This is a genomic window from Pseudomonas reidholzensis (genome assembly GCF_900536025.1).
Lineage (GTDB): Bacteria > Pseudomonadota > Gammaproteobacteria > Pseudomonadales > Pseudomonadaceae > Aquipseudomonas > Aquipseudomonas reidholzensis.
This window is the reverse complement of the sequence record NZ_UNOZ01000037.1, coordinates 124,660-141,969: the sequence shown is the minus strand read 5'-3', so window position 1 is coordinate 141,969 and position 17,310 is coordinate 124,660. Positions and strand designations below refer to the sequence as shown.

Here is a 17,310-nt window from a genome sequence, read left to right as displayed (position 1 = left end):
AGGTTTTACCAAATGGAACTGATCCTGCTGGAAAAAGTCGCTAACCTGGGCAACCTGGGCGACAAAGTTAAAGTTAAAGCCGGTTACGGCCGTAACTTCCTGCTGCCATTCGGCAAGGCCACCGTTGCCAACGCCGCCAACCTGGCTGCGTTCGAAGAACGTCGCGCCGAGCTGGAAAAGGCTGCTGCCGACAAGAAAACTTCGGCTGAAAGCCGTGCTGCCCAACTGGCCGAGCTGGAAGTGACCATCACTGCCACCGCTGGCGACGAAGGCAAGCTGTTCGGTTCGATCGGCACCCACGACATCGCTGACGCCCTGACCGCCTCCGGCGTTGAAGTGGCCAAAGCTGAAGTTCGTCTGCCGAACGGCACCATCCGTAACGTTGGCGAATACGACGTAGCCGTGCACCTGCACAGCGACGTTGAAGCCACCGTACGTGTGGTCGTCGTCGCAGCCTAAGCTGCAGTAATCGACTGGCTCCTTGTGAGCCAGGCGGTTAACATTGGGCACGGCTCTGCCTTTGGCAGACCGTGCCCTTTGTTTTTCTCCTCTCCCAGAATTCTCTTGTGGACATGAACGAGATCACCAATCCCGAACAGCTAGACCTGCAAACCGCCGCCCTGAAGGTGCCGCCGCATTCCATCGAGGCCGAACAGGCCGTGCTCGGTGGTCTGATGCTGGACAACGAAGCCTGGGAGCGGGTGCTGGACCAGGTGTCGGACGGTGACTTCTATCGCCATGACCACCGCCTGATCTTCCGTGCGGTCCATAAGCTGGTCGACCTCAACCAGCCGTTCGACGTGGTCACCCTGCACGAACAGCTGGACCGCGAAGGCCAGTCGAGCCAGGTCGGCGGCCTGGCGTACCTGGCCGAGCTGGCCAAGAACACCCCGTCGGTCGCCAACATCAAGGCCTATGCGGCGATCATTCGCGAGCGCGCCACGCTGCGCCAGCTGATCAGCATCAGCACCGACATCGCCGACAACGCCTTCAACCCGCAGGGCCGCAACGCCGCCGAGATCCTCGACGACGCCGAACGGCAGATCTTCCAGATCGCCGAGGCGCGGCCCAAGACGGGCGGCCCGGTGGGGGTCAACGACCTGTTGGCCAAGGCCATCGACCGGATCGACACGCTGTTCAACTCCGACAGCGACATCACCGGTATCTCCACCGGCTACACCGACCTCGACGGCAAGACCAGCGGCCTGCAGGCGGCCGACCTGATCATCGTTGCCGGCCGTCCGTCGATGGGCAAGACCACCTTCGCCATGAACCTGGTGGAGAACGCGGTGCTGCGCAGCGACAAGGCGGTGCTGGTGTTCTCCCTCGAGATGCCAGGCGAATCGCTGATCATGCGGATGCTCTCGTCGCTGGGTCGCATCGACCAGACCAAGGTCCGTTCCGGTCAGCTCGACGACGACGACTGGCCGCGCCTGACCTCGGCGGTCAACCTGCTCAACGACCGCAAGCTGTTCATCGACGATACCGCCGGCATCAGCCCGTCGGAGATGCGTGCGCGCACCCGTCGCCTGGCCCGTGAGCACGGCGAGATCGGCATGATCATGGTCGACTACCTGCAGTTGATGCAGATCCCGGGTTCCAGCGGCGACAACCGGACCAACGAGATCTCCGAGATTTCCCGCTCGCTCAAGGCCCTGGCCAAAGAGTTCAACTGCCCGGTCATCGCCCTGTCCCAGCTCAACCGCTCGCTGGAACAGCGCCCGAACAAGCGCCCGGTCAACTCCGACTTGCGGGAATCGGGTGCAATCGAGCAGGACGCCGACGTCATCATGTTCGTCTACCGGGACGAGGTCTATCACCCGGAAACCGAGCACAAGGGCGTGGCCGAGATCATCATCGGTAAACAGCGGAACGGCCCCATCGGCTTTATCCGCCTGGCGTTCATCGGCAAGTACACCCGCTTCGAGAACCTCGCGCCGGGCGCTTACAACTTCGACGACGACGAATAAGGCAGCCGTTGATTCGAGGCGAGCCGCGTGAGAACGGGCTCGCCCCAGGATTACTGTTACCTGCGCAATGCGCCCGTCTCGGGATAAGCCCGTTGCACCGGCGAGACCTGCCTGAAAATGAATCCGACCACGATCGTCGGATTTGATCAAAATTTGTGCTATATTCCGCGCCCGCGATTTCCCTGCACACCAAGAACCGGTCACTGACATGCAAGCAGCCAAACCACTCTACGACTATCCCAAGTACTGGGCCGAATGCTTCGGGCCAGCGCCTTTCCTGCCGATGAGCAGGGAGGAGATGGATCAGCTCGGCTGGGATTCCTGCGACATCATCATCGTGACCGGTGATGCCTACGTCGACCATCCGTCGTTCGGCATGGCCATCATTGGCCGCCTGCTGGAAGCCCAGGGCTTTCGCGTGGGGATCATCGCCCAGCCGAACTGGCAGTCCAAAGACGACTTCATGAAGCTCGGCGAGCCGAACCTGTTCTTCGGCGTCGCCGCCGGCAACATGGACTCGATGATCAACCGCTACACCGCTGACAAGAAGGTGCGTTCCGACGACGCCTACACCCCCGGCGGCCTGGCCGGCAAACGCCCGGACCGCGCCAGCCTGGTGTACAGCCAGCGCTGCAAGGAAGCCTACAAGCACGTACCGATCGTGCTCGGTGGCATCGAGGCGTCGCTGCGCCGCATCGCGCACTACGACTACTGGCAGGACAAGGTCCGCCATTCGATCCTGATCGACGCCTGCGCCGACATCCTGCTGTTCGGCAACGCCGAGCGCGCGGTGGTCGAAGTCGCCCAGCGGCTGTCCCACGGTGAGAGCATCGAGCAGATCACCGACGTGCGCGGCACCGCGTTCGTGCGTCGCGATACGCCCCAGGGCTGGTACGAGGTGGACTCCACCCGCATCGACCGGCCGGGCAAGGTCGACAAGATCATCAACCCCTACGTCAATACCCAGGACACCCAGGCCTGTGCGATCGAACAGGCCAAGGACGAGGTCGAAGACCCGAACGAAGCCAAGGTGGTGCAGATCCTCGACAGCCCGGGCATGACCCGCGACAAGACCGTGCTGCGCCTGCCATCGTTCGAGAAGGTCCGTAACGACCCGGTCCTGTACGCCCACGCCAACCGCGTGCTGCACCTGGAAACCAACCCGGGCAACGCCCGCGCATTGGTGCAGAAGCATGGCGAAGTGGACGTCTGGTTCAACCCGCCGCCCATCCCGATGACCACCGAAGAAATGGACTACGTGTTCGGCATGCCCTACGCGCGCATTCCGCACCCGGCGTATGGCAAGGAGCGTATCCCGGCCTACGAGATGATCCGCTTCTCGGTGAACATCATGCGTGGCTGCTTCGGTGGCTGCACCTTCTGCTCGATCACCGAGCACGAAGGGCGGATCATCCAGAACCGCTCGCACGAGTCGATCCTGCACGAGATCGAGGAGATGCGCGACAAGGTGCCGGGCTTCACCGGCGTGGTCTCCGACCTCGGCGGGCCGACCGCCAACATGTACCGCATCGCCTGCAAGAGCACCGAGATCGAGAAGCACTGCCGCAAGCCGTCGTGCGTGTTCCCGGGCATCTGCGAGAACCTCAATACCGACCACAGCTCGCTCATCGAACTGTACCGCAAGGCCCGTGCCCTGCCAGGTGTGAAGAAGATCCTGATCGCCTCGGGCCTGCGTTACGACCTCGCCGTGGAGTCGCCGGAGTACGTCAAGGAGCTGGTCACCCACCACGTCGGCGGCTACCTGAAGATTGCCCCGGAGCACACCGAGCGTGGCCCGCTGGACAAGATGATGAAGCCGGGCATCGGCAGCTACGACCGCTTCAAGCGCATGTTCGAGAAGTATTCGAAGGAGGCGGGCAAGGAGCAGTACCTGATCCCGTACTTCATCGCCGCGCACCCAGGCACCACCGACGAGGACATGATGAACCTCGCGCTGTGGCTCAAGGGCAACGGCTTCCGTGCGGACCAGGTGCAGGCGTTCTACCCGTCGCCGATGGCTTCGGCCACGGCCATGTACCACTCGGGCAAGAACCCGCTGCGCAAGGTCACCTACAAGAGCGAAGGGGTCGAGATCGTCAAGAGCGACGAGCAGCGCCGCTTGCACAAGGCGTTCTTGCGCTACCACGATCCGAAGGGCTGGCCGATGCTGCGTGAAGCCCTGGAGCGGATGGGCCGTGCCGACCTGATCGGCCCGGGCAAGCACCAGCTGATCCCGCTGCACCAGCCGCAGACCGACAGCTACCAGAGCGCCCGGCGCAAGAACTCGACGCCGAGCGGCAGCCACAAGGTGGCCAAGGAACAGAAGATCCTCACCCAGCACAGCGGCCTGCCGCCACGTGCCAGCGATGGCAGCAAGCCGTGGGACAAGCGCGAGAAGGCCAAGGCCGAAGCATTTGCGCGTAACCAGCAGGCCGCCAAGGAACGCAAGGAAGCCGCCAAGGGCGGCGGCAAGAAGCCGCAGCGTCAGCCTGCTGTACCGCGTTGATCTGAAGACTGCTGGGGCCGCTTTGCGGCCCTTTCGCGACGCAAGGCCGCTCCCACAGGAATCGCGTAAGGCATCCAACTTGCGCCACCCTGTGGGAGCGGCCTTGCCGGGGCGCCGGACCGGTCGGAAAGGACCGCGCAGCGGGCCCAGCTGCGCGGTCAATCAGGCGCGCGATCGACCCACTTCGGCGCCACCGGTGCCACGAACTCATCCATCCCATCGAGCAGCGCATCCGCCTGCTCGCCGAGCAACAGCATCGCCCGGTGCTGCGGCCGCACGAAGCCTTCTTCGACGATATGGTCGAGGAACCCGCCGAGCTTGGCATAGAAGCCGTTCACATCCAGCAGCCCCAGCGGCTTGGCGTGATAGCCCAGTTGCCCCCAGGTCCACACCTCGAACAACTCCTCAAGCGTGCCCAGGCCACCCGGCAGGGCGATGAAGGCATCGCTGAGCTCGGCCATGCGCGCCTTGCGCGCGTGCATGCCGTCGACCACTTCCAGGCGGCTCAGGCCATTGTGGCCGACTTCGGCGTCGACCAGGCTCTGCGGGATGATCCCGATCACTTCGCCGCCCGCCGCCATCGCAGCGTCGGCGACCGTGCCCATCAGGCCGACCGCTCCACCGCCGTAGACCAGTGTCAGGCCACGCCGGGCGATGGCCTCGCCGAGGGCGACCGCGGCTTGGCGGTAGGCCGGATTGCTGCCGATGCTGGCACCACAGAAGACACAAACGGAACGTACAGGCATTGCTTCTCTCCCTTTACATGGCGCACAGGGTAAGGCGCAGGCCTGCCGCTTCCAAGGGGTGAATTCACTCCGGGCGGGAGAATTCGCAGGCGGCGCCGGTGGCGCCGTGGGCGTAGGCGGCGAGCAAGCTGTTGATCAAGCTACCAAGGGACATATCAATTGCTCCTAAATGTGAGGTTGTCTCATCGTCTAGTAAGAGGGCATGATGTGCACTTAGATTGGTTGTATACAATCCATAGAACAAATTAACTGACTGGCCACTGGACACCCCCTTGATGCACATCAGGGACGGTCGTACCGGCTTCAGGCAGTCTCGCAACTGATAAAACCCTGCCAAGGAGATTCACGATGTTTGCGAAAGCTGTAGCGGTATCCCTGCTGACCCTCGCCAGCGCTTCTGTCTTTGCAGCCGAATGTTCGGTAACGGTCGAGTCGACCGACCAGATGTCGTACACCAGCAAAGAGTTCACCGTTGACAAGAGCTGCAAGGAATTCACGGTCAAGCTGACCCACACCGGCAACCTGCCGAAGAACGTCATGGGCCACAACCTGGTGATCAGCAAGACGGCCGACATGCAGGCCATTGCCACTGAAGGCATGACCCAGGGCGTCGACAAGGGCTACCTGAAGGAAGACAACGCCAACATCATTGCGCACACCGCGATGATTGGCGCGCCAGAGAAAGAAACCGAGGTGAAATTCGACACGTCGAAACTGGAAGCTGGTGGTGACTACAGCTTCTTCTGCACCTTCCCGGGCCACATCTCGATGATGAAGGGCAAGGTTGTCGTCAAGTAATCGAGGCCTGACGTGTATCACGTGGGAGCGGGCTGGCCCGCTCCTACGTTACGTTTTACGGCGCGAAAGGCAGCTCGCGCTTGTGCTGCGTCTTGCGGTAGGTGTTGACGATGATGTCGAACGCCTCCTGGCTCACCGGCTGGCCGTGCAGGAACGCATCGATCTGCTGGTAGGTCACGCCATGTGACGCCTCATCCGGCTTGCCCGGCTCGAGGTCTTCCAGGTCCGCTGTCGGCACCTTCTCCACCAGCGCCTCGGCCGCGCCAAAGCTGCGAGCGATGGCCCGCACCTGGTTTTTCACCAGCCCGCTCAGCGGCGCCAGATCACACGCCCCATCACCGAACTTGGTAAAGAACCCCATCACCGCCTCGGCGGCGTGGTCGGTGCCGATCACCAGGCCGCCGCGCGCACCGGCGATGGTGTACTGGGCGATCATGCGCATGCGCGCCTTGGTGTTGCCGACGACGAAGTCGACCAGGGTGGGCGAGGCACCTTCGAGGGTTTTCACTTCTCCGGCCAGGGCGCGTACCGCAGGGGCGATGTCGACGGTGTGCACTTCATCCGCCTTGATCACGTCCAGGCAGGCCTGCGCGTCGTGTTCGTCATGCTGCACCTGGTACGGCAGGCGCACGGCAATGAAACGGTAGGCAGCATCGCCCGTGGTGGCGCGCAGCTCGTTGATCGCGCGCTGGGCGAGCAGGGCGGCGGTCAGCGAGTCGACCCCGCCGCTGATGCCCAGGACCAGGGTCTTGAGCCGGGCATTGGCCAGGCAGTCCTTGATGAACGCCACGCGCCGGGCGACTTCGGCCTCGAGCGCGGCCGCGTCGGCGAACGGCGGCTGCACCTTGAGCTGCTGCGCGATCTCTTGCTGGACGGCTTGCATGGGTTACTCCTTGTGGGGGACTTTGAATACGTGACGCAGGTAGGCGACGAAGTTTTCGTCGCGGCATTGGGTCTTGGCGGCCTCGTCGGAGATCTTCGCCACCGGTGAGCCGTTGCAGTCGGTCATTTTAAGCACGATGTTCATCGGCGCCACGCCGGGCAGGTCACAGGTCAGGTTGGTGCCGATGCCGAAACTGACGTTGATGCGCCCGCGCAGGGCGCGGAAGATTTCCAGCGAGCGGGTCAGGTTGAGGCCGTCGGAAAACACCAGGGTCTTGGTCATCGGGTCGATACCCAGTTGCTCGTAATGGACGATGGCTTTCTCTGCCCAGGCCACCGGTTCGCCGGAGTCATGGCGCAAACCGTCGAACAGCTTGGCGAAGTACAGGTCGAAATCGTTGAGGAAGGCATCCATGGTGATGCAGTCGGTCAAGGCGATACCGAGCAGCCCACGGTACTCGCGGACCCAGCAGTCGAGCGCGGCGATCTGGCTGTCGATCAGCCGCGGGCCGAGCTGCTGGTGGGCCATCAACCATTCATGGGCCATGGTGCCCAGTGGCTTGATATCCAGTTTGCATGCCAGGTCAACGTTGCTGGTACCGACGAAACGCCCCGGGAAGTCATCGCGCAGGACCCGCACCACTTCTGCCTGGACGCGGCTGGAGAAGCGCCGGCGGGTGCCGAAATCGGCGACCTGCAGCTCGGCCAGTTCGTCGTCGCTGGCGTGTGCACGCAACCAGTCGAACTTGCGGTACAGCTGGTCGCTGGCATCGGCCAGGCGCATGCGGGGGTGCAGGTGGCGGTTGCGCACTTCGCTGATGATCGCCAGCAGCGGCACTTCGAAGAGGATCACATGCAGCCACGGGCCGCGCAGGCGCAGGCACAGCTGGTCGTTTTCGATGCCCAGCTGGAGGTAGCGCAGGTTGAAGCGGAACAGCCGCAGAAACCGCAGGAAGTCGGGTTTGAGAAAGCTGATGCGTTCCAGGAAGGCCAGCTGGGCATCCTCCAGGGTGAGCTCGCTGAGCAGCTCGATCTGGTGGCGGATCTCGCCCAGGTAAGGCCGCAGGTCTTCACCGTTGCGGCAGCGAAACTCCCATTCGACGTCGGCGTCCGGGTAGTTGTGCAGCACCGCCTGCATCATCGTCAGCTTGTAGAAGTCGGTGTCGAGCAGGTTGTGCACGATGCGCTCGGCGAATGCGCTCTCGCTCATGTGAAGCTCCAGGTCGGCGGCGCTCGCTGAAACGGCGCAAGCGCGCGGGGATGGCGGCCATTGTGCCAGCCTTTGCCGGGGCTGCCAAAACAGGTGTTTTTTCGTGCACCAGCTAGCCTTGAAACAGTGCCCCTTGTAGCAGTCGCGCACCAGCGGTGTGCACTTCGGTGACGTCGTCTGTTACAGGTCGGTTGCACGTTAACACTGGGCAGGGTTGCAATGATGGCACTGACGGGTTGCTCCTTTGTTGCTCGCGTGGTGGCGCCCGACGTGTGCCAGACGGTTGCACGCTCAATAAAGAAAGCCCGTCGGTCGCTCGTCGAGCGCCCTGCCAGTGCGTTTCCTCGAATAACAAAACCGATGGCACGGCCCTTGCTCTGAGCAAGGTGCTGAAGTTGTAGTGCCAACCAAAAAAACTCTAGGAGCACCACCTCATGTCGCAGACGTTTTACAAGAAAGGCTTCCTGGCGCTCGCCGTAGCAACAGCGCTGGGTGTTTCTTCGTATGTTCAGGCCGACATCAAGATCGGCGTCGCAGGCCCGATGACCGGGGCCAACGCAGCGTTTGGCGAGCAGTACATGAAAGGTGCGCAGGCAGCGGCCGACAAGATCAACGCCGCAGGCGGCGTCAACGGCGAGAAGATCCTCCTGGTCAAGGGCGATGACGCCTGTGAGCCGAAGCAGGCCGTGGCCGTGGCCAACCGCCTGGTCGACCAGGACAAGGTGGTCGGCGTGGTCGGCCACTTCTGCTCGTCCAACACCATACCGGCCTCCGAGGTCTACGACGAAGCCGGCGTTATCGCCATCACCCCAGGCTCGACCAACCCGCAGGTTACCGAACGCGGCCTGGGCGCCATGTTCCGCATGTGCGGGCGTGACGACCAACAGGGCATCGTCGCCGGCGACTACATCGTCGACGTGCTCAAGGGCAAGAAAGTCGCCGTCCTGCACGACAAGGACACCTATGGCCAGGGCCTGGCCGATGCGACCAAGGCGCAGCTCGAGAAGCGCGGCGTCAAGCCGGTGCTGTACGAAGGCCTGACCCGTGGCGAGAAGGACTTCAGCGCTGTGGTCACCAAGATCCGCGGCACCGGCGCCGACGTCGTCTACTTCGGTGGCCTGCACCCGGAAGCCGGCCCACTGGTCCGCCAGCTGCGCGAAGCTGGCCTGAAAGACGTCAAGTTCATGTCCGATGACGGCATCGTCACCGATGAACTGGTCGCCACCGCCGGCGGCGCGCAGTACGTCGATGGCGTGTACATGACCTTTGGCGCCGACCCTCGCCTGCTGCCGGACAGCAAGGCGGTGGTCGATGAGTTCCGCAAGAACGGCACCGAGCCTGAAGGCTACACCCTGTACGCCTACGCCTCGGTCCAGGCGCTGGCAGCCGCCTTCAACGGCGCCAAGACCAACAAGGGCGAAGACGCCGCCAAATGGCTCAAGGCCAACCCGGTGCAGACCGTCATGGGCGAGAAGAAATGGGACAGCAAGGGCGACCTGACCGTCTCCGACTACGTGGTCTACCAGTGGGACAAGGACGGTAAATACCACCAGCTGGACAAACAAAAATAATAACGGCTGAAGGCCCGGGCACACGCCCGGGCCGACACCCCCGCGGTACCTGTCTTTATCCGTAGATCTGCACCGGTTCTGCGCTGCGAGGGCCGCTTCATCCGAGGCCCGCCGTGGTCGGCGCTCGTGCAATCTCAATCAGCGAGATTGCGTTATGGATGGTATTTTCCTGCAGCAACTGGTCAACGGCCTGACCCTCGGGTCGGTCTATGGCTTGATCGCCATCGGCTACACAATGGTCTATGGCATCATCGGCATGATCAACTTCGCGCACGGCGAGGTGTACATGATCTCCGCATACCTTGCGGCGATCAGCCTGGCATTGCTGGCTTATTTCGGTGTCGAATCCTTCCCCCTGCTGATGCTCGGCACGCTGCTGTTCACCGTGGTGGTCACCGGTGTGTACGGCTTCACCATTGAACGCATCGCCTACAAACCGCTGCGCAACTCCACCCGCCTGGCCCCACTGATCAGTGCCATCGGTATTTCGCTGATCCTGCAGAACTACGCGCAGATCAGCCAGGGCGCTCGCCAGCAAGGCGTACCGACGCTGCTCGAAGGCGCCTGGCGCGTCGAAGTCGGCACGGGCTTCGTGCAACTGACCTACACCAAGATCTTCATCCTGATCGCCGCGTTTGCCGGCATGGCCCTGCTGACCTATGTGATCAAGTACACCAAGCTCGGCCGCATGTGCCGCGCCACCCAGCAAGACCGCAAGATGGCCTCGATCCTGGGCATCAATACCGACCGGGTGATTTCCTACGTGTTCGTCATCGGCGCGGTGATGGCCGCCCTCGCCGGCGTGCTGATCACCATGAACTACGGCACCTTCGACTTCTATGCCGGCTTCATCATCGGCATCAAGGCGTTTACCGCGGCGGTGCTGGGCGGCATCGGCTCGCTGCCGGGGGCAATGCTGGGCGGGATCATCCTGGGGATTTCCGAGTCGCTGTTCGCCGGCCTGATCAACTCCGACTACAAGGACGTGTTCAGCTTCTCGTTGCTGGTACTGATCCTCATCTTCCGTCCCCAAGGCCTGCTGGGCCGCCCGCTCGTGGCTAAGGTGTGATCATGTCCTCTGCCCCTACTGTTGCTTCTGCCTTCGATATCAAACGCAGCCTGATCGAAACCGTGGTCGCCGGCCTGCTGGCGCTGATCGTGTTCGGCCCGGTGGTCGGCGTGGTGCTCGACGGCTATACCTTCAACGCCGAGCCGGCCCGTGTCGCCTGGCTGGTCGGCGGGGTGATGGCCGGGCGTTTCCTGCTCAGCCTGTTCTTCCAGAGCGGCACCGGCCAGCGCCTGCTGCAAGGCTTCGAGAGTGGTGGCTCGGGCGTGCACGTATTGGCGCCGGACTACAAGTCGCGGCTGCGCTACATCATCCCGGCACTGGTGGTGATCGCCATCGTCTTCCCGATCTTCGCCAACAAGTACCTGCTGACCGTGGTGATTCTCGGCCTGATCTACGTGTTGCTCGGGCTTGGCCTGAACATCGTGGTCGGCCTGGCCGGCCTGCTCGACCTCGGCTACGTGGCCTTCTACGCGATCGGCGCCTACGGCCTGGCGCTGGGCTATCAGTACCTGGGCCTGGGCTTCTGGAGCGTGCTGCCGCTGGCGGCCATCGCGGCGGCGTTGGCGGGGTGTATTCTCGGCTTCCCGGTGTTGCGCATGCACGGTGACTACCTGGCGATCGTGACCCTGGGCTTCGGCGAGATCATCCGCCTGGTGCTGAACAACTGGTTGTCGTTCACCGGCGGGCCGAACGGCATGCCGGCACCGTCGCCGACCTTCTTCGGCCTCGAGTTCGGCCGCCGGGCCAAGGACGGTGGGGTGCCGTTCCACGAGTTCTTCGGCCTCGACTACAACCCCAACATCAAATTCCTGTTCATCTACATCGTGCTGTTCCTGGTGGTACTGGCGGTGCTGTACATCAAGCACCGGCTGACCCGGATGCCGGTGGGCCGCGCCTGGGAAGCGCTGCGCGAAGACGAGATCGCCTGCCGTTCGATGGGCCTCAACCACGTCCTGGTGAAACTCTCGGCGTTTACCCTCGGGGCTTCTACTGCGGGCCTGGCCGGGGTGTTCTTCGCCACCTATCAGGGCTTCGTCAACCCGTCGTCGTTCACCTTCTTCGAGTCGGCGCTGATCCTCGCGATCGTCGTCCTCGGCGGCATGGGTTCGACGGTTGGCGTGGTCATCGCGGCGTTCGTCCTGACCGTGGCGCCGGAGTTGCTGCGCAGCTTCTCCGAGTACCGCGTGCTGCTGTTCGGCGTATTGATGGTGCTGATGATGATCTGGCGACCGCGCGGGCTGATCCGGATCAGCCGTGCCGGCGTGGTCCCGCGTAAAGGAGTGGCGCCATGAGCGACGAAATCATTCTCTCGGTCGAACACCTGATGATGCAGTTCGGCGGCATCAAGGCGCTCAGCGATGTCAGCCTGCAGGTCAAACGCAACCAGATCTTCGCCCTGATCGGCCCCAACGGTGCCGGCAAGACGACGGTGTTCAACTGCCTGACCGGCTTCTACAAGGCCAGCGGTGGGCGCATCGAACTCAACGTGCGCGGCAACCGCACCGACGTCATCCAGTTGCTCGGCGAGCGCTTCCAGGCGACCGACTTCGTTTCACCTGCGCGCTTTGCCAACCGTCTGTACTACAAGATGTTCGGCGGTACCCACCTGGTCAACCGTGCGGGCCTGGCCCGCACCTTCCAGAACATTCGCCTGTTCAAGGAAATGTCGGTGGTGGAGAACCTGCTGGTGGCCCAGCACATGTGGGTCAACCGCAATCTGCTGGCCGGGGTGCTCAACACCAAGGGCTACCGCAAGGCCGAAAGCGATGCGCTGGATCACGCCTTCTACTGGCTGGAAGTGGTCGACCTGGTCGATTGCGCCAACCGCCTGGCCGGCGAACTGTCGTACGGCCAGCAACGCCGCCTGGAGATCGCCCGGGCCATGTGCACGCGGCCCAAGATCATCTGCCTCGACGAACCGGCGGCCGGCCTCAACCCGCAGGAAACCGAGGCGCTGAGCCGCATGATCCGCGTGCTGCGCGACGAGCACGACATCACCGTGGTGCTGATCGAGCACGACATGGGCATGGTCATGAGCATCTCCGACCACATCGTCGTGCTCGACCACGGCAACGTCATTGCCGAAGGCGCCCCGCAGGAAATCCGCCACAACCCGACGGTAATCGCCGCCTATCTGGGTGCTGACGAAGAGGAACTGGTATGACTGCACCCATTCTCGAACTGAAGAACCTGGACGTGTTCTACGGGCCGATCCAGGCCCTGAAGAGCGTCTCGATGCACATCAACGAAGGCGAGACGGTGAGCCTGATCGGCGCCAACGGCGCGGGCAAGTCGACCTTGCTCATGTCGATCTTCGGCCAGCCGCGCGCGGCCTCCGGGCAGATCGTCTACCGCGGCACCGACATCACCCGCAAGTCATCGCACTACATTGCCTCCAACGGTATTGCCCAGTCGCCGGAAGGCCGCCGGGTGTTCCCCGACATGACCGTCGAGGAGAACCTGATGATGGGCACCATCCCGATCGGCGACAAATATGCCGCCGAGGACATGCAGCGCATGTACGAACTGTTCCCGCGGTTGAAGGAGCGGCGTACCCAGCGGGCCATGACCATGTCCGGTGGTGAACAGCAGATGCTCGCGATCGCCCGGGCGTTGATGAGCCGGCCGAAGCTGCTGCTGCTCGACGAACCGTCGCTGGGGCTGGCGCCGATCGTGGTCAAGCAGATCTTCGCCACCTTGCGTGAGCTGGCCAAGACCGGGATGACCATCTTTCTTGTCGAGCAGAACGCCAACCATGCGCTGAAGCTGTCGGACCGGGCCTATGTGATGGTCAACGGGCAGATTCGCATGACCGGCACTGGCCAGGAGCTGCTGGTCAACGAAGAGGTGCGCAACGCCTACCTCGGCGGGCATTGAGATGCATGGGGCCGCTTTGCGGCCCCATTACGCTGGCACATGTGGACAACTTGTCGCATATCTTTCCTGATCCCTCTCCGAAGCCTGCGCCAAGCCCTTGTTTCCACAGGCACAAAACTGTCCACGGATCGTGTGGAACCGCCTGTGGAAAACATGGTGGCAATCCGCTGCAAGCTACGCGGATAAAGGCTTGCACCGTGTTGGTCGTTTTTTGATCAAGTGCGCTTTGTAGTTGATTTATCAGGGATAACTGTCCTGAAGGTCAATCTTTTGAAAACTCGCCAATTCTGTGGATAACTCTGTGCAAAAGCCTTGTACAGACCGCTGCAACCGGCACCGTTGAAAGCCTTGCGCCATCACCGGAAAGATATCCCCAGTCGTCTTTGCCGCGCTTCGGTTCCCACCGCCCGACGAGTTGCCCCCATTCCGTGGGGAAAGGCCTGTGGATAACATGCGTATACCCTTCGCCGAGGCCTCTGCTGCAAGGCTTTGCCAGCTTTGATCGTTTTCTGACCAGCTGGCGAAACGGCTTGCTGGCGACGCTGGCGGCGGGCATCCTTCAAGGCCTGCCGACGACACCCCTATTGCGAAGGAGAACAGCATGACGTCCACCGTATTCATCACTGGCGCCACTTCCGGTTTTGGCGAGGCCACGGCCCGTCTGTTCGCGGACGCCGGCTGGAAACTGGTCCTCACCGGCCGCCGCAAGGAGCGCCTGGACGCCCTCTGTGCCGAGCTCTCGGCCAAGACCGAGGTGCACGGCGTGGTAGTCGATGTGCGCGACCGTGCGGCCATGGAGCAGGCCGTCGCCAACCTGCCGCCGGCCTTCGACAAGCTTCGCGGCCTGGTCAACAACGCCGGTTTGGCGCTGGGCGCGGACCCGGCGCAGAAATGCGACCTGGACGACTGGGACACCATGGTCGACACCAACATCAAGGGCCTGATGTACACCACCCGCCTGCTGCTGCCACGGCTGATCGCCCACGGCCGTGGCGCATCGATCCTCAACGTCGGTTCGGTCGCGGGCAACTACCCGTACCCGGGCAGCCATGTGTATGGCGGCACCAAGGCCTTCGTCGGCCAGTTCTCGCTGAGCCTGCGCTGCGACCTGCGCGGCACGGGCGTACGGGTCAGCAACATCGAGCCGGGACTGTGCGAAAGCGAGTTCTCGCTGGTGCGCTTTGGCGGTGATCAGTCCAAGTACGACGCCACCTACGCTGGCGCCGAGGCGATCCAGCCGCAGGACATCGCCGAGACTATCTTCTGGATTCTCAACCAACCGGCGCACATCAACATCAACAGCCTCGAGCTGATGCCGGTCAGCCAGGATTGGGCAGGGTTCTCGGTTGATCGGTCGGTGAAGGGGTAATCAGTTTCAGGTAGCTCTCGGCTTTTTTGAGCTTGCCGCTTTGTTGCAGCAAGCCAATCACGCCGAGCTCTTCCAGGACATCGTTGATGGCGTCGTGCAGGCCGAGGTCCTCCTTGGTGTGCGTGCCCTCGACCAGCCGGCGCAGGCTCATCAGATAACTGAGCTGGCCATAGGCGAGATGATCCAGGTCAGCCTTTTTCTTGTCCTGGATCTGCTTGGCCGCTGCGTCGATTTTCTCTTCGAGGAAGTGCTTGAGCGCTGCTGTGTCCATCGTTGAACCCCCATCAGTGGAGGCTCAACGCTAACAAGGGGGCGACCACCCTGCTACTGGCAAAAATGCCAGGTAGGGGGTTCAGGCGAGGCGCTGCAGGCCTTCGAGGCAGGTCGCCAAGTGATAGGGCGTGGTCGACGGCATGTCATGCCGGCTGACCGCGCCGTTGGCGTCCAGGCATTCATGCCAGCCACCGGCGTGGAGAAAGTGCTGTTCCAGTGTCACCAGTTGCTCAAGCAGCTGCGCTTCGCTGCCTGGACGCAATGCCAGTGCCCGCAGGTACTCGGCCTTGGCCCAGATGCGCTGGGTCGGGTCGCTGACCTTGCCGTCTACCTCGAGCATCGCCAATACCGCCGCATCCTTTACGCCGGTGTGCTCGGCATAGCCGAACGCGCGCTCGATGGAGCGGTGCAGGGGTGTGCCACGCAACAGCGGCGAGGTTTGCAGCAGGTAGAACCACTCGAACTGGTGGCCGGGTTCGAACCAGTTATCCACAGCCCCGCGCGGTTTCTCCAGCATCAGCCCGTGTTCGGGCTCGACGAAGTGCGCCTGCAGGGCATCGCACAGCTGCAATAACGCCTGCTGCACGTCCTCATCCTCACGCACCGCCAAGGTCTGCAGGAACGCCTCGGCCAGGTGCATCTGTGGATTTTGCAGCGGGCCGCTGCTCAGGTCCGCCCAGTCTTCGCCGAGGCTGGCCTCGTACAGGCCATCATCGCGGGCGAAGCGCTCGGCGACGATGTCCAGCGCGGCATTCAGCGTGGCTTCGACCAGGCCCTCGCGGACCTGGCCCCAGTAATGGGCACAGGCGAAGACGATGAAGGCGTGGGTGTAGAGGTCCTTGCGGCGATCCAGTGGCTGGCCGGCGGCGTCGATGCTGTAGAACCAGCCACCGTGCTCGGCGTCGTGAAAGTGCCGCTGCAGTGAACGGAACAGCGCCTCGGCCCGCTCTGCCGCGCCCGGTTGCTCGATGCGGCTGCTGAACAGGTACAGCTGACGGGCCACCGCCATGGCGCGGTAGCGCTGCACAGGCAAGGGCCGATGTTCGGCGTCGAGTGCTTCGAACGGCAGGGCCAGCTCGGCGTTCCAGCCCGGACCTTGCCACAACGGCACGATGCGCTCGGCAAAATGCTGGCGCAAACCGGCGAGGCGGGTGGTCAGCTCGGACGGGGTGGGGCGGGGGTCGGACATGGATGCGCTCGTCGCAATCGGGCAGTGCGCCATGGTAGCAGAACTGCGGACGGGGGCTGGAGCGGTAGTCGGCCAGCTCTGGCCTCTTCGCGGGGCAAGCCCGCTCCCACAGGTACTGTGTCGCTCTCCCGGCCAGCAGAGATCCTGTGGGAGCGGGCTTGCCCCGCGAAGAGGACAGTGACGACCCTGCAGATAATGGGATCAGCCGGAGGTGCTCAAGCCTTGCCAGTGACGCGCGCCGACAAAGATGAAGCGCAACTGCTGGGTGATCTTTTCCTGCGCGCTCATCGGTTGTGCCAGCTGCGGATCAGGGCTGTCGATCAGCTCGGGCAGGGTAGCGAACACCGTTTTCACCACCAGGTCTGCCATCACTTCCAGGGCGGCCGCGTCGAGGTGCTGCCAGCGCGGCATGCGCGCAAGGTCGGTGGCCAGGTCGGAACTGATGTCCAGGCGCAAGCGGGCGATTGCCTGACGCACCGGCTGCGAGCCGCCGTACTGCTCGCGGGCGAGGAACAGGAACTGGGCGCGGTGAGCCGCGACCACGTCGAGAAAGATCCGTACCGACGCGTCGGTGATGCCGCCCAGCTCGAATTCGTTCTGGCGCACCAGGCGGATGGTCCGGCGGAAGGTCACGTCGACCTCTTCGACCAGGGCCAGGCCCAACGCGTCCATGTCCGGGAAGTGTCGATAAAAGCCGGTGGGCACGATGCCGGCGGCCTTGGCCACTTCACGCAAGCTGATGCCGCCGAACCCGCGGCCGCTCTCCATGAGCTGGCAGGCGGCATCCAGCAGGGCCTGTCGGGTCTGTAGCTTCTGTTCGGCGCGAGGCAGCATGGCGAGGATTCTGTGG

At 63.1% G+C, this 17,310-nt stretch carries 16 protein-coding genes; 10 read left to right on the top strand and 6 right to left on the bottom strand.

Annotated elements, in window-relative coordinates; translation table 11 throughout:
* Positions 1-12: 12 nt before the first annotated feature.
* The 3 genes from rplI to CCOS865_RS25965 all read left to right on the top strand — a co-directional run bounded on the left by rplI (position 13) and on the right by CCOS865_RS25965 (position 4,476).
* Positions 13-459: a 50S ribosomal protein L9 gene (gene rplI, locus CCOS865_RS25975; protein WP_119146281.1), complete on the top strand. Its 447-nt coding sequence runs from the start codon at positions 13-15 to the stop codon at positions 457-459.
* 113 nt (positions 460-572) lie between these two features.
* Positions 573-1,970, top strand: coding sequence for a replicative DNA helicase (gene dnaB / locus CCOS865_RS25970; RefSeq protein WP_119146279.1), 1,398 nt, complete (start codon positions 573-575; stop codon positions 1,968-1,970).
* Positions 1,971-2,178: 208 nt separating this feature from the next.
* A complete protein-coding gene (locus tag CCOS865_RS25965; protein ID WP_119146277.1) occupies positions 2,179-4,476 on the top strand; it encodes a YgiQ family radical SAM protein in 2,298 nt (765 codons plus the stop codon).
* A gap of 158 nt (positions 4,477-4,634) precedes the next feature.
* Here CCOS865_RS25965 and CCOS865_RS25960 read toward each other — a convergent pair whose 3' ends face one another.
* On the bottom strand, positions 4,635-5,222 hold the full coding sequence (locus CCOS865_RS25960) for an LOG family protein (RefSeq protein WP_119146275.1): 588 nt from the start codon (positions 5,220-5,222) through the stop codon (positions 4,635-4,637).
* A gap of 348 nt (positions 5,223-5,570) precedes the next feature.
* On the opposite strand from CCOS865_RS25960, the gene azu reads away from it, so the two are divergent.
* Positions 5,571-6,020 carry an azurin gene (azu, locus tag CCOS865_RS25955; RefSeq protein ID WP_119146273.1) on the top strand — a complete coding sequence of 150 codons (450 nt, stop codon included), beginning with the start codon at positions 5,571-5,573 and terminating at the stop codon, positions 6,018-6,020.
* Positions 6,021-6,075: 55 nt separating this feature from the next.
* Here the strand turns inward: azu and nadE are convergent, their stop codons facing one another.
* Positions 6,076-6,903: an ammonia-dependent NAD(+) synthetase gene (nadE, locus tag CCOS865_RS25950; protein WP_119146271.1), complete on the bottom strand. Its 828-nt coding sequence runs from the start codon at positions 6,901-6,903 to the stop codon at positions 6,076-6,078.
* 3 nt (positions 6,904-6,906) lie between these two features.
* On the bottom strand, positions 6,907-8,112 hold the full coding sequence (pncB, locus tag CCOS865_RS25945) for a nicotinate phosphoribosyltransferase (RefSeq protein ID WP_119146269.1): 1,206 nt from the start codon (positions 8,110-8,112) through the stop codon (positions 6,907-6,909).
* A 434-nt stretch (positions 8,113-8,546) separates the two neighbouring features.
* Here pncB and CCOS865_RS25940 point away from each other — a divergent pair, with 434 nt between their 5' ends.
* The 6 genes from CCOS865_RS25940 to CCOS865_RS25915 all read left to right on the top strand — a co-directional run bounded on the left by CCOS865_RS25940 (position 8,547) and on the right by CCOS865_RS25915 (position 14,998).
* Positions 8,547-9,683 (top strand): branched-chain amino acid ABC transporter substrate-binding protein, encoded by a 1,137-nt coding sequence (locus CCOS865_RS25940; protein WP_119146267.1) that lies wholly within the window; start codon positions 8,547-8,549, stop codon positions 9,681-9,683.
* A gap of 154 nt (positions 9,684-9,837) precedes the next feature.
* Positions 9,838-10,752: an ABC transporter permease subunit gene (locus CCOS865_RS25935; RefSeq protein WP_119146265.1), complete on the top strand. Its 915-nt coding sequence runs from the start codon at positions 9,838-9,840 to the stop codon at positions 10,750-10,752.
* Between the two features lie 2 nt (positions 10,753-10,754).
* A complete protein-coding gene (gene livM / locus CCOS865_RS25930) occupies positions 10,755-12,044 on the top strand; it encodes a high-affinity branched-chain amino acid ABC transporter permease LivM (protein ID WP_119146263.1) in 1,290 nt (429 codons plus the stop codon).
* Complete coding sequence (locus tag CCOS865_RS25925) at positions 12,041-12,916, top strand: ABC transporter ATP-binding protein (RefSeq protein WP_119146261.1); 876 nt, start codon at positions 12,041-12,043, stop codon at positions 12,914-12,916. The genes livM and CCOS865_RS25925 overlap by 4 nt, the downstream gene beginning before the upstream one ends.
* Positions 12,913-13,629 carry an ABC transporter ATP-binding protein gene (locus tag CCOS865_RS25920; protein ID WP_119146260.1) on the top strand — a complete coding sequence of 239 codons (717 nt, stop codon included), beginning with the start codon at positions 12,913-12,915 and terminating at the stop codon, positions 13,627-13,629. The genes CCOS865_RS25925 and CCOS865_RS25920 overlap by 4 nt, the downstream gene beginning before the upstream one ends.
* Before the next feature lie 601 nt (positions 13,630-14,230).
* Positions 14,231-14,998: an SDR family oxidoreductase gene (locus tag CCOS865_RS25915; protein WP_119146258.1), complete on the top strand. Its 768-nt coding sequence runs from the start codon at positions 14,231-14,233 to the stop codon at positions 14,996-14,998.
* Here CCOS865_RS25915 and CCOS865_RS25910 read toward each other — a convergent pair.
* The 3 genes from CCOS865_RS25910 to CCOS865_RS25900 all read right to left on the bottom strand — a co-directional run bounded on the left by CCOS865_RS25910 (position 14,949) and on the right by CCOS865_RS25900 (position 17,294).
* Positions 14,949-15,269 (bottom strand): hypothetical protein, encoded by a 321-nt coding sequence (locus CCOS865_RS25910; protein ID WP_119146256.1) that lies wholly within the window; start codon positions 15,267-15,269, stop codon positions 14,949-14,951. The genes CCOS865_RS25915 and CCOS865_RS25910 overlap by 50 nt on opposite strands.
* Positions 15,270-15,350: 81 nt before the next feature.
* Positions 15,351-16,460: an AGE family epimerase/isomerase gene (locus tag CCOS865_RS25905; RefSeq protein WP_119146255.1), complete on the bottom strand. Its 1,110-nt coding sequence runs from the start codon at positions 16,458-16,460 to the stop codon at positions 15,351-15,353.
* A gap of 201 nt (positions 16,461-16,661) precedes the next feature.
* Positions 16,662-17,294, bottom strand: a complete 633-nt coding sequence (locus CCOS865_RS25900) for a TetR family transcriptional regulator (RefSeq protein ID WP_119146253.1) — start codon at positions 17,292-17,294, stop codon at positions 16,662-16,664.
* Positions 17,295-17,310: the final 16 nt, after the last annotated feature.